The sequence below is a fragment of the Curtobacterium flaccumfaciens genome (genome assembly GCF_013359815.1).
In the GTDB taxonomy this organism is placed as follows: Bacteria; Actinomycetota; Actinomycetes; order Actinomycetales; family Microbacteriaceae; genus Curtobacterium; species Curtobacterium flaccumfaciens.
The window spans coordinates 419,703-432,041 of the sequence record NZ_JABMCF010000036.1 but is presented as its reverse complement, the minus strand read 5'-3'; the positions used below and the strand labels follow the sequence as shown (position 1 = coordinate 432,041).

The 12,339-nt window shown below is 71.2% G+C and carries 11 protein-coding genes; 5 read left to right on the top strand and 6 right to left on the bottom strand.

The features are described 5' to 3' along the window. The first annotated feature begins 20 nt into the window (after window positions 1-20). A complete protein-coding gene (locus tag HP445_RS18950) occupies window positions 21-2,480 on the top strand; it encodes a bifunctional lysylphosphatidylglycerol flippase/synthetase MprF (RefSeq protein ID WP_128780880.1) in 2,460 nt (819 codons plus the stop codon). A 38-nt stretch (window positions 2,481-2,518) separates the two neighbouring features. Then, window positions 2,519-3,052: a hypothetical protein gene (locus HP445_RS10195; protein ID WP_128780881.1), complete on the top strand. Its 534-nt coding sequence runs from the start codon at window positions 2,519-2,521 to the stop codon at window positions 3,050-3,052. A 191-nt stretch (window positions 3,053-3,243) separates the two neighbouring features. Here HP445_RS10195 and HP445_RS10190 read toward each other — a convergent pair whose 3' ends face one another. The 4 genes from HP445_RS10190 to HP445_RS10175 form a co-directional block, all read right to left on the bottom strand. Continuing rightward, entirely contained in the window at window positions 3,244-3,603 is a 360-nt protein-coding gene (locus HP445_RS10190) for a hypothetical protein (protein ID WP_128780882.1), read from the bottom strand. Window positions 3,604-3,682: 79 nt separating this feature from the next. Next, window positions 3,683-4,933: an MFS transporter gene (locus HP445_RS10185; protein ID WP_111029948.1), complete on the bottom strand. Its 1,251-nt coding sequence runs from the start codon at window positions 4,931-4,933 to the stop codon at window positions 3,683-3,685. Continuing rightward, window positions 4,918-5,490 (bottom strand): ArsR/SmtB family transcription factor, encoded by a 573-nt coding sequence (locus tag HP445_RS10180; protein WP_111029949.1) that lies wholly within the window; start codon window positions 5,488-5,490, stop codon window positions 4,918-4,920. The genes HP445_RS10185 and HP445_RS10180 overlap by 16 nt, the downstream gene beginning before the upstream one ends. 71 nt (window positions 5,491-5,561) lie before the next feature. After that, on the bottom strand, window positions 5,562-6,689 hold the full coding sequence (locus HP445_RS10175) for an FAD-dependent monooxygenase (protein WP_128780883.1): 1,128 nt from the start codon (window positions 6,687-6,689) through the stop codon (window positions 5,562-5,564). A 50-nt stretch (window positions 6,690-6,739) separates the two neighbouring features. Between HP445_RS10175 and HP445_RS10170 the strand changes: the two genes are divergently transcribed. The 3 genes from HP445_RS10170 to HP445_RS10160 all read left to right on the top strand — a co-directional run bounded on the left by HP445_RS10170 (window position 6,740) and on the right by HP445_RS10160 (window position 9,668). Continuing rightward, window positions 6,740-7,426, top strand: coding sequence for a TetR/AcrR family transcriptional regulator (locus HP445_RS10170; RefSeq protein ID WP_128780884.1), 687 nt, complete (start codon window positions 6,740-6,742; stop codon window positions 7,424-7,426). A 143-nt stretch (window positions 7,427-7,569) separates the two neighbouring features. Continuing rightward, window positions 7,570-8,664: an SGNH/GDSL hydrolase family protein gene (locus tag HP445_RS10165; RefSeq protein ID WP_128780885.1), complete on the top strand. Its 1,095-nt coding sequence runs from the start codon at window positions 7,570-7,572 to the stop codon at window positions 8,662-8,664. Window positions 8,665-9,038: 374 nt separating this feature from the next. Beyond that, on the top strand, window positions 9,039-9,668 hold the full coding sequence (locus tag HP445_RS10160) for a hypothetical protein (RefSeq protein WP_128780886.1): 630 nt from the start codon (window positions 9,039-9,041) through the stop codon (window positions 9,666-9,668). A 59-nt stretch (window positions 9,669-9,727) separates the two neighbouring features. Here the strand turns inward: HP445_RS10160 and HP445_RS10155 are convergent, their stop codons facing one another. Then, on the bottom strand, window positions 9,728-10,708 hold the full coding sequence (locus HP445_RS10155) for an alpha/beta hydrolase (protein ID WP_128780887.1): 981 nt from the start codon (window positions 10,706-10,708) through the stop codon (window positions 9,728-9,730). Next, entirely contained in the window at window positions 10,701-12,242 is a 1,542-nt protein-coding gene (locus tag HP445_RS10150) for an MFS transporter (RefSeq protein ID WP_308201624.1), read from the bottom strand. The genes HP445_RS10155 and HP445_RS10150 overlap by 8 nt, the downstream gene beginning before the upstream one ends. Between the last annotated feature and the right edge of the window lie 97 nt (window positions 12,243-12,339).

The window sequence follows — 12,339 nt, the reverse complement described above, 5'->3', positions numbered from 1 at the left end:
GGGCGCATCCGAGACGGCTCGTGCCGGCAGCCCGTCGGTACCCGCTGACGAGCGTCGTCTCGGCCCTGACGATCGTCGCCGGCATCGCCGCCGTGGTGCTCCGATGCCTCGGCACGAAGGACGGTCGAACGCCCGACACGCTCGGCGGGACGATGGGCCCGCTCGGCGTGGTCGCGGTGACGAGCAGCGTCGTCGGGTTCCTCGTCACCTTCGTCGCGGTCGTGGTCTGCACCGCGGCGTCCGAACGGCTGCTCGGCTGGCGGCGCACCCTGCTCGCGATGGTCGTCACGACCGTGGTGGGGACCGGGCTCGGCGCCCTGCTGCAGCTGTTCGACGGCGCCCCGGCGAACCGTGGCTTCCTCGTACACCTGGGACACGTCGGCCCCTGGACCTGGATCGTCGGGACCATCGTCACCGCGAGCGCGTTCGCCGGCGCGCTGTGGCGACGCCGGATCCGGGTGGTGTCGATCGCCGTCGTCGCGGCGCTGCTGCTCTACGCCGGACACGCGTCCGACCTGCACGCGGCACTCGCTCTGCTCGTCGGCCTGGTGCTCGGCCGCGTGCTGCGACGGTCACCGGTACGGAGCGGCTGGACCCGGAGCTCCTCACGCGAGACCCGGGTGCTGCTCGTGGCCGCGGTGACCGTGTCGGCCGTCGGGCCCGTCCTCGCGCTCGTCACCGGTGCCCAGTTCGGGCTGCTCGCCCCGCTCGCCGTGGTGCTCGACACCGGGCCGACCGGACGGATGCCGCACTGCTCGGTGACCGGGGTGACCGCCAGCTGCGTCCGGGCGCTCGCCGAGGTGCACCCGCACGGCCTGTTCCACTCGCTGCTGGCCGTGATGCCGCTCGTGGTCCTGGCGGTCGGCGCCGTGGGTCTGCGGCGTGGGAGCCGGTTCGCACTGTGGCTCGTCGCGACCGTCGACCTGGTCTCCGGCGTCGCGACCGCCGTCTCGTACGGGGTGCTGCCCGAACGCCACCACGCCGTCGTGCAGCGCCTGGCGTCGGACCACCTCGCGGTCTCGCTCTCGATCGCCGCGTCGGTGCTGGTGCCGATCGCGACCGCCCTGGTGCTCGTCCTGCGCCGCGCGGACTTCCCGGTCCGGACCGACCGGCGACGTCTGCGGACCTTCGTCCTGACGGTCGCCGGCTCGGCCGTGGTGCTCGCGGTCGTCGTCGTCGGTGTCGCCGTGGCTTCGGGCGACAGCGTGCGCGAGCCCCTCCACCTGGCGCTCGCCGTGCTCGGCCCGATCGCGCCCGTGACGCTGCCGACACACCTGGCGCAGGCCGAGCCGGCGCTGCGGTTCGTCGTGGGCGTCTCCGGTCCGCTGCTGTGGCTCGCCGTGGCGATCGCCGCGGTCAGGCCGACCGGCGCCGGACGCTCGGACAGCGACCTCGACGGGCAGGACGCCGCCCGGGTGGCCGCTCGGGCGCTCCTGGTCGCGGGCGGTGGTGACACCTTCGGGTGGATGACCACCTGGCCCGGCAACGAGTACTGGTTCACCGAGGACGGCCGCGCCGGTGTCGCATACCACCGCACCGGCAGCGTCGCCGTGACGACCGGCGGACCCTTCGGACACGAGGACGCGCGGCTGGCGGCACTCGAGGGCTTCGCACGAGCCGCGGACGACCACGGCTGGACGCCCGTCTTCTACGGCATCGATGCCACCCTCGGCGCCGCGCTCGCCCGGCTCGGTTGGACGACGCTCCCCGTGGCCGAGGACGCCGACCTCGACCCGCGGACCTGGACGACCACGGGCAAGCGCAAGCAGGACGTCCGCACGGCCGTCAACAAGGCGGCCCGCTCCGGCACCACCGCGCTCTGGTCGGACTGGGCCTCGCTGCCCGGCTCGGTCACGCGCCAGATCGAGGCGATCTCGGAGGAGTGGGTCGCCGAGCGCGAACTGCCCGAGATGGGGTTCACCCTGGGCGGGATCGACGAGATGCGCGACCCCGCCGTCCGGACGCTCGTGGCCCTGGGCGAGGACGGCACGGTGCTCGCGGTCACCAGCTGGTTGCCCACGTACCGCGCCGGGCAGGTGGTCGGGTGGACGCTCGACGTGATGCGCCGCGCGCCGGACGCCCCGAACGGTGTGATGGAGTTCCTGGTCGCGAGTGCGGTCGACCGGATGCGCACCGACGGTGCCGAGCGGCTCAGCCTGTCCGCCGCACCGCTCGCGTCGTCGGCCGAACCGCAGGGTGCGGGCCGTGGTGGCGTCGAATCGGTCCTCGACGTCGTCGGCGGTGCGCTCGAGCCCGTCTACGGGTTCCGTTCCCTGCTGCGCTTCAAGGCGAAGTTCGGGCCCGACCTGCACCCCCTGGTGATGGCGTACCCGGACCCGGTAGCGCTGCCCACGATCGGCGTCGCGATCGTCCGTACCTACCTGCCCGGGTTGTCGCTGCGCCAGGCGGTGGCGATCGTGCGGGAGCGGCGTCCGGCACACGGGGTCCGGGCCGAGCAGCCGGCGGAACGGGTCGGCTGACCCGGACGGGTCCCCAGCGCCGTCGGTACGTTCGGAGCATGGGAACCGAACGGGCCGACGGACCGGCCGTGGACGAGCACGATCCGTACGAACGTCGCCCCGGTTACGTCACGAGTGCCGACGGCCGGACCGACCGGATGACCACGGACATGTTCGCGGGCGTCGTGGTCGGGTTCGTCCTGGTGCTCGTCTTCGGGTTCTTCCAGCTCGTCGAGTGGATCGCGATCGGAGCGGCCGTGGTCATCGGCGCGGCGGTGTGGTTGGTCCTGCGCAGCCGGCGACGGCGTGCAGATCGCCGCGCTGGTCGGTCGCCGGACGCCGTCCCGCGTGCTCGGGACCGGGCGATCGCCGAAGCGAACGGCGGTCGCCGGTTCTTCGTCGCCCAGAACCCGGTCGTCGTCATCGTGATGGGCGCGATCTTCATCGGTGTCGCGGTCGCCCCGCTGCTGTTCGGCGGGGTCTCCATCGGCCGGATCGTGACCGGGGTGATCGTCGTCGCGAGCGGCGTCGTCTGCATCGTGCAGGGGATCGGCACGCTGCGGGTGCGTCGTCGGGAGCGCAGCGGGGGCTGAACCCTGGTCGTCAAGCATCTGGGGGCCGGTGGAGGTCTGCGGCTCGACGAACGGCGGCCCCGAGACCTGCCAGACCTACTGGCCCTGGGAAGCCTGACGCGTCGTCTACGCGACCACAGGGCGGACGGGAGGCGCGGTGCCAGCTGGCACCGTCCCTCCAGGCACGGCCGCCTCGTGTGGTCTTCCGGGCGTCAGGGAGAAGGCTCGCGGGACCAGTAGTCCGCCTGGATCACGAGGAGGTCTCCCTGGACTTCTGACGTCAGGTTGACGACGCGTGGGTCCCACAGGGTCCCGGGCAGCCTCGCGAACGGTTCAGTGCCCAACGTCGTCGACAATTCGGTCGGGCTCATCCCCGACGGCGGCTGCACGGACACGAGCGACCAGCATCCACCGGATGCGCACTCCTCGTCCTCGTGGACCACCCTGCTTCCCGCAGGCAGGGGGATCGACGACGACGTCGGCACGTCGCCTTCCGTCGCCCCCGCGAACAGCAGTGCGGCGCGCAGACCGATGAACAGGACGGCCGCGGCAGCCACGACCAGAACGGTCACGACGATCGCTCGTCGGGTGTCCGTCCGGTGCCTGGTCACCTCCGCAGCCTAGGCGGCGGTTCGGGCGGACCACCGGACGTCAAGCCGCCGACACCGTGACCGACCGGCGTTCCATCAGCCGCCATGATCCGCCGAGCAGCGGCGTGAGCGTCACGACCGTGTACACGACCGCGACGACGGCGAAGGTGGCCTCGACCCCCACACCGTCGGCAGCGAGCCCGGCGAGCAGGCCGCCGACGGGGATGCCCGCCCACGCGCCGGCACCGAGCAGGCCGAACACCCGCGCGCGCATGTGCTCCGGGATCCGCTCGAGCTCGACGGCTCCGAGGATCGGGTTGATCGACCCGGCCGCCAGCCCGGAGAGCGCGGCGGACGCGAGCATCCACGGCAGGCCGAGCCCGAGGGCCGGAACGACCAGTGACGGCCCGCCGGCGAGCACGAAGCACAGGGCGAAGACCAACCGCCGTGGCACGCGGTGCGCCACGTACCCGAAGGCGACGGAGCCGAGGAACGCCGCACCCCCGAAGACACCGGTGACGAGCCCGAGCGCCTGCGCGCCGCCGAGCTGCTGGTCGGCGTAGAGCGGCAGGAGCGTGGTCGAGCGTGCGGCGTCGAGCAGGTTCGTCACGAGCACCAGCGCGACCACGAGCCGGAACAGGGGATCGCGGACGCAGAACCGGAACCCGTCGGCGATGTCGCGCCAGTACCCCTGCGACTCCACGGGCTCGCCGGACGCGACCGGCGCCACCGCACCGCGGACCGTCAGCGCCATGAGCATCGCGGCTGCCCCGAAGGCGATCGCCACGCAGGCGAGACCCGGCATCGGACCGAGGACGGCGACCAGGGTCCCGCCGAGGGGCGCACCGATCAGCACCGACAGCCGTGACGACGCCTCGAAGTGGCCGACGGCACGTTCGAGCGGCACGCCTGCCGCGGTCGCGAGCCCCGGCAGGAGCACCCGTCGGGCGGACTCACCCGGGGTGTCGAACAGCCCGCTGACGAACACGAGCGCGAGGAGCGCCCAGAACGGCAGACCGACGGTCCAGGCGAGCACCGGCATCGCGAGCAGGGTGAGCCCGCTGACGACGTCGGACGCGACACTCGAGCGGACGAAGCCGACCCGCTCCACGATGGCACCGCCGAACGGGCCGCCGAGCACGATCGGCACCGTCGCCATGAACGCGGCGATGCCGACGTCGGTGGCGGAGCCGCCACGCGCGAGGACGGCGAACGGCACGGTGATGGTGGTGATGACGTTCCCGATGCGCGACACCACCTGCACCGCGAGCAGTGCGCGCAGTTGCGCCCGGGGGCTCAGCCGCGAGGCCATCGGTATGCCTGGTTCAGCACGAAGACCTGCTCGGAGCCGTCGCCGGCGTGGTGCTCGGCAGCGACACCAGCCCAGCGGTCCACGACGCCGCGGAGTTCCTCGCCCATGTCCTGGAGCTCGGCTGCCGTCAGGCGGAGCACGCGGTCCGAGCTCGAGGACGCCGACACCCACTCGCGTCCGAACGTCGGCGCGAGGTCGACGAACGCCTCGTAGTTCGCGGCGTACACGCGGGCGACCGCGTGGTCGAGGGTGTTGGTGGCGAGCAACCGCTCCGGGTCGTCGAGCGCATCGGCGAGCTCCCACACGGAGGCGTCGTGCGCGGCTCGCCACCAGCGCTCACGTCGGTCCGTGCCCGCGTCGGGAGCGGGTTCGATGAAGCCCGCGGCGGCGAGTCGGGTGCAGTGGTAGCTGATCGTGCCGGGCGCTTCGTCGATCACCTCGCCGATCGTCGCGGCGGTTTGCGGGCCGTTCGCACGCAACAGGCCGAGGATGCGCAGGCGTGTCGGGTGAGCGAGGGCGCGCATCTGGGCGGGGTCGTCGATCCGTCCTTGGGTCATGGTGCGACCCTATACGCACAAGATGTCTTGTGGAATTGTTCCGATCAGGCGCCACCGCGGGGCGTCCGTACTCAGCGGCCGTGCAGCATCCTGTTGCGCGCATCGATCTGGTCCGCGGTCGCGGGGAAGTAGCTGCTGACACCGATGTGCTCGGCGTCGTGCTGTACCGCCTCGACGACCGGCCGGAGCGCGCGCTCGTAGTCAGCGAATGCCTGGTCGACGTCGCCGTCCGCGTCCCGGAAGGCGTCGTGGAGTGCGGTGGCGCCGATGATGGCGAGCGAGCCGCCCATCCCGGCGGCCGGGGAAGGGCAGTAACCGGCGTCGCCGACGAGTGCGACACGGCCGGAAGTCCACGCCGGCATCTTGATCTGGCTGAGCTTGTCGAAGTAGAAGGTCTCGGCGCCGATGGCCTCGTCGACGTGGTCCGAGAACGGCGAACCGGCCCGGAGCATGTGCTCGCGGAGGATGCGCTTCTGTGCCGCTTCGTCGTGGTGGTCGAAGGGGATCTCCTGCTCGGAGCGGAAGCCGAGGACGAGGTCGGTGGTGGTGTCGTACGAGTTGACCAGCATCGTGACGCCCGGTGCGTTGGTGATCCGGGTCGTCTGCGGTTCGATGACGAGGTCGTCGAGGATGGCGACGGAGAAGTACGTCCGCAGGAAGTGGCTGTACAGCGCTTCCTGCCCGAAGTGCAGTCGACGCACTGTGGAGTGGTTGCCGTCGCAACCGAACACCATGGAGAAGTGCCGTTCGGTTCCGTCGCGGAAGGTGACGTGCACGCCCTCCTCGTCGGTCTCGTGCAGGGATGTGACCGAGTTGTTCCACAGCATCTCCACCTCGCCCTCGGTCGCGGCGGCGAGGATGTCGAGCAGGTCGTCGCGGTGGATCTCGTAGCCGTCGCCCGTCGATCCGGCCGAGGGTGGCACGGGATCCATCCGCGCGATGCGGTCTCGCTCCGGCGTCGTGAACTCCGTCACCCGCGTCGCCAGCGCCTTCGCCGAGATCTGCTCGAGCAGGCCCATCCGATCGACGATCGCGATGGTGTCGTCGCGGATGTCGACCGGGGTGCCACCTCGCTTCAACCCGGGAGCGACCTCGACGATCGAGACGTCGTACCCGAGTCGACGCATCCACAGCGCAGTCGTGAGCCCAGCGAAACTCGCTCCTGCGATGAGGACCTGTTCCTGTGTCTGCGTGGTCATCGATCGTCCTCGTTCCTCGGCATCCGCCGAACTTGTAGTGACTCTAACTTTTGTCACTGTACCAGAACTTTGGGTCACTCAACGTTTCGTGCCAGACTCGGGGGATGGTGGAGTCGAGTACGGGCGTTCCGTCGGGGCTGCGAGAGCGCAAGAAACGGGAGACCCGCGAGCGCCTGGGTGACGTTGCTGCACGGCTGTTCGCTGAGCACGGGTACGACGAGGTGTCGATGTCAGACGTGGCCCGAGCTGCGGGCGTCTCGGATCAGACCGTCTACAACTACTTCCCGACCAAACCCGATCTGGTGTTCGACCGAGCCGACGAGGTGCTCGAGAAGATCCGAGCTGCGGTTGCGGACCGAGGTGCGCAGCAGTCGCCCGTGGAAGCGATGCGCTCCATCGTCCTCGAGGACGTCGATCGGTACGTCGCAGAGGACCCGGCCTTGGCACGAGGGGAGTTCCCGGCGCAGTGCCGGCTCAGCGCGGTGCTCCGGCGACGGGCGCTGGAGTTCTACGACGAGGTCACGTCCGCGGTGGCAGCAGAACTGGCGGACACGGGTTTCGACTCGATGACCCGGCGTGCTCAGGCTGCCGCCCTCGTGGCCGTCGTGCAGCAGACCACCGAGGCCATCGGCGACGCGGTCCTCGCGGATGCCGACCGGGAATCGACCCGCAAGCGCTTGGTGGACACGGCCGGAGCGGCGCTTGACCACCTGTCCACCTGGTGCGCGCTGGCCTGATCCGCGTCGAGGGACAGGGCGGGTGCTCGGAACGCATCCGATGCACCTTGTGGCCCTCTCATGGCGCGGGGCGTCCGACCGACCTACCGTCTACTTGTCAGACGATCGTCTGTCGAATAGGCCCTCTGGAAGGAACCTGCTCCATGCGTCACGCTCCTCGCCTCCGCCGGACCAACGCGCTGCTGATCACCAGTGGCGTCCTCACGGCGGCAGCGCTCGCTGTCGGGGCGGCCGGGCCCGTCTCCGCGGCCAACGCCGACGGCGCGGCGCCCACCCAGTCCGTGGCCGCCGCCAGCGGTGACAGCTACGTGGCCTTGGGCGACTCGTACGCGGGCGGCTTCGGCGTCGCCCCCTACAGCTCGGGTCCGGCGGCCGGCTGCTTCCAGTCCACCACCGACTGCCCGCACCAGGTCGCGTCATCACTGGGACTCCAGCTCGACGACCGTGCCTGCGCCGGTGCCACCACCGGCAACATCTCCCGGGTCGCGCAGAAGACCGGAGCCGGAAGTGCCACCGCGCCCGTCCAGGCCGACGCGCTGTCGAAGGACACGGACGTCGTCACGGTGTCGATCGGTGGCAACGACCTGGGGTTCACCGGAGTCATCAAGAACTGCGTCGCGCTGGACAAAGCCGGCCCGGTGTTCTCGGAGATCCACGGGAAGACCTACGACCACTGCAAGGACTACTACGCACCGGTCGTGCACGGCGTCACGCGGGATCGTCTCGCATCGCGCATCCGCACCGTCGTGGCACCTCGGCTCGCGTCGACGTTCCGCGTCATCGCGCAGCGTGCTCCGCAGGCGAAGGTGTTCGTCGTCGGCTACCCGATGCTCGCGCCGGGTGCGGCGCAGGCCCCGAAGGGATGCTTCTCGAGTCTCCTCGGTGACTCCGGTCTCGAGCCGCCGTTCCCGCAGAACGCGTTCCCCTTCACCGCCACCGACACCGCCTACTTCCACCGCACCCAGAACGCGCTCAACGCAGCGGTCAAGGCTGCGGCGAAAGCTCGTGGCTTCACCTACGTCTCGACGCTGCAGGGCTCTGCCACGCACACCCCCTGTGCTGCGTCGGGCTCCGCGTGGATGGCAGGACTCACCCTGACCGATCGCGGCACCGCTGCGGACAGCACCCCGCTGGCCGGGACGAAGTACTCCATCCTGTTCGGCGCACTCCACCCGAACGCCGCGGGCATCGCGTACCTGCGTGACCAGACCAAGGCCGCGATCGTCGGATCGCGCTGACGCACCAGCGCCTGCGGGTCGCGTCGTCGACGCGACCACGAGACGGACGGGAGGCCCGGTGCCAGCTGGCACCGTCCCTCCAGGCACGGCCGTCACCCCGCTGGCGCGGTGCGCCGGTATCGGCTGGTGGGGCCCACCTCCCGTCCGTCTCTCATGGACTTCCGGGCGGGGGCCGCGTTGCTGGTCGGCTTGCCACTCATCGTGCTCAGCGGCGGTTTCAGTCCTCATGAGGGCTGCGCGGATGCGGACGACGAATCGGCGTTGCTGGTTACCGCAAAATCGGTGAGGAACCGTCGTGTGGGCCGATGGTCCGGCAGTACGGTCCGGGAACAGCCTGACCCGAGGCTGCGAGAAGCCGACCCGAAGGCGACCCGATGGACAACTACGACGAGCGACGGCCTGGCGCCCTCGCGTTCAAGAAGCATCTCGGCGAGCAGTTCGGCGGTGATCTCCGGCGGACAAGAGCAGCTCCGGTCGCGCCACGACTCCACGGCGCGGTGCAGGCGACTGCCGTGCGAGCGCACACCGCCGGCGGCTCGAACGGCGGACTCCGTCAGGTCGTTGCTGCGCCAGTCCCGTTGCGGTTCGAGATGGCGAGCACGGGGCTGTCCCTCGCCGGCCTGGGTGTCGCGATCGGATGCGGAGTCGCGCGCACGATCGGCCCGCAGGCCCTGCCAGTCGCGAGGATCGCGGATCCCGAGGTGCGCGACGCGGAGCTCGACGAACGCGGCGGGTTCGAGGCACAGCTCGCCGACGTGCTCATGGAGTCCCGGCCTCTCGTCGTCGAACTCGCTGCAGAGGAGCTGGCGGCGGACACCATCGTCATGCCCGTCGTCGGTGATCGTGTCCACTACAGCCGGGGTTCCGGGCACCTCATCGGGCTGCAGGGAGTCGTCGTCGCGTCCGATGACGGATACGCCCTGCCGCGCGGGCTGCGGTACGTGCAGCTCGACGGTGAGGCGTGGCCGATCGTCGTCACGGTGGTGTCCCTGGACCGGATCTAGCTGATGCTGCGAGCCGGTCCCGGCACGAGCGCCGCGATGTGCTCGTGCCGGGACTGCCGTCAGACGGCCGTACTGAGGAGGCGCCCGGTGAACTCGCGCAGAGCCTGCACCGCCCGCTTCGACAGCGTCGCGTCGGGCATCATGCTCGTCGACCCGTGGAACGCTCCCGGCCACACGTGGAGTTCCGCCTGGACTCCTGCCGCCCACAGCGAGTCGGCGTAGGCGACGGTCTCGTCGCGGAACACCTCGGTGCTGCCGCAGTCGATGTACGCGGGCGGGAGCCCGGCGAGGTCGGTCGCGCGGCCGGGTGCGGCGTAGATCGACACGTCCTCGCCGCCCCGCCGGTCACCGAGGTAGGCGTCCCAGCCGAACCGTGTCATCTCCCGGTCGGCGACCCCGACACCGTCGAACTGCCGAGCCGACAGTGTCGCGTCGCGGTCGTCGAGCATCGGGCTCACGAGCACCTGGCCGATGACGGAGGGCCCCCGTCGGTCGCGGGCGAGGAGGGCGGTGCCGGCGGCGAGACCGGCACCGGCGCTCTGCCCGACGAGGACGATGCGCTCCGAGTCGATGCCGAGCTCGTCGGCGTGCTCGGCTGCCCAGACGAGACCGGCGTAGCAGTCCTCGACCGGGTACGGGTCCGGGTGTTCCGGCGCCAGGCGGTAGTCCGGGCTGACCAGGACCACGTCGTGCACCAGCAGCCACTCGTCGTAGGAGTCGAGGTTGCCGAGGTGGTGGCCGAACATCATCCCGCCGCCGTGGATCGCGTAGGCCAGGGCAGCCGTGCCGGTGCGGCCGGTGCGTTGGATCACGGCGAGGTCGATCGGGTCACCGCGGTGCCCCGGGATCGTGATGCTGCTGCGCTCGAGGCCGCGAGCATGCAGTCCTTCGTCGAGCTGCGCCTCGGTCATGTCCAGCTGTCGCATCTGCGGCAGCATCTGCGCCGTGAGGTGGACACGGCCGCGCGCATCCATGGCGGTGAGGAAGGGCACGAACTCGGGATCGAACGGCGGGCGGGGGAGGGCGATGGTGTCAGCCACGGGAGGTCTCCTCGGTGATGGTGGTCGGGTCGGTGTGTGCAGGGGTGGTGTCGGCAGGTTCGGACGGGGCCTCGTCCTCTGGTTCGACGGTGGGCCGGGCTCGGAGCATGCCGACCACGACGAGCAGTGCTGCGACCGTGGCGAGGCCGAGCCCGGCGACGGTGAGGGCGTCCTGGAAGCCCTCGAGCCGGGCGGTGGTCCAGGTGGTCGTGGTGATGCTCCCGGCGACGAAGGCGGCGACGATGGTCCCCGCAGCGGCCACGGCGGCACCGCCCGCGAGCTCGCTCGAGGTGTCGACGAGCGCCGCCCCGACGGAGGTGCGGTCCGCGGGCAGCCCCGTGAGGACCGAGGCGCCGGCGACGACGCCGACGACCCGCATGCCGGACGCGACGAGCACGAGCGCGACGAGCACCCACGGGTACCCGTACCGGCTCAGGGCGCCGAAGACCGCGAGACCGGAGACGACCGAGACGGCGCTCATCCAGGCGGCGCGGCCCAGGCCGACCCGCTGCACGAACGGCCCGACGAAGCGGCCGCCGACGAGCAGGACGACCACCTGCGGCAGCGTCCCGACGGCGGCCAGGGCCGGCGGCCAGCCCCAGGCGAACTGCAGCTGCAGGGTCACGAGGTACGACAGTCCGGCGACGGCCAGACCCGACGCGGCCTTGAACGCGAGGCCGCTCGAGACGAGTGGTCGGGCGAGCAGGTGCAGGTCGATCAGCGGGTGCCGCGCGGTCCGCTCACGGGCGACGAACCCCACCGCGCAGGAGGCGGCGAGGGCGAGGACGGCCCACCCCCACCAGCTGTGGACTCCGGACTCGACCAGGATCGTCGGCGCCACGAGCGCTCCAGCCGTGGTCCCGGTGCCGAGCAGCGCTCCGACCACGTCGACCGGATCACGATGGAGCCCTGAATCCTCGTCGCGGGCGACACCGAGCCGGATGCCGACGAGTGCGAGGACCGCGATGGGCACGTCGGCCAGCAGCAGCACCTGCCACGGGGCGACGGCGAGCACGAACCCGCCGACGGTCGGCCCGATGGCCAGCCCCACGAGCCCGGCCGTCGAGATGACGGTGAGCGCCCGGACCCGGAGACCTTCGTCGTCGAAGAGGCGGAACGCCAGCGCCATCGACCCGGGCGTCGTCATCGCCGCGGCGACGCCCATCGCGACGCGCACGGCGATCAGCTGCTCGGTCGACGTGACCACCGCCGTGGCGAGGCTCGCCAGGGCCAGCAGGACGAGCCCGGCGAGCATGACCCGACGGCGTCCGATGCGGTCGGCGACGGCGCCGAAGAGCAGCATCAGCCCTCCGAAGGCGACCGAGTAGGCACCTGAGACCCACTGCAGGCCCGTCGTCGACGAGCCCAGGTCGCGACCGATCGTCGGCAGGGCGACGTTGAGCACGGAGTTGTCGAGCATCTCGAACAGGAACACCGCGGACAGCCCGGCGAGGGCGATCCAGGCGTCGCGCAGACGAGGAGAAGGACCACCGCCGGGCGCGTGCCCGGTGGTGCGAGCGGGACTGGGGGACACGATGGCGCACTCCTTCGAGGGAAGAAGTGGCGACTCGTTCGATGCCGCGTGCGGGTGCGTCGCAGATCGCGGCGCCTTTTACCTCAGTGATCGAGAC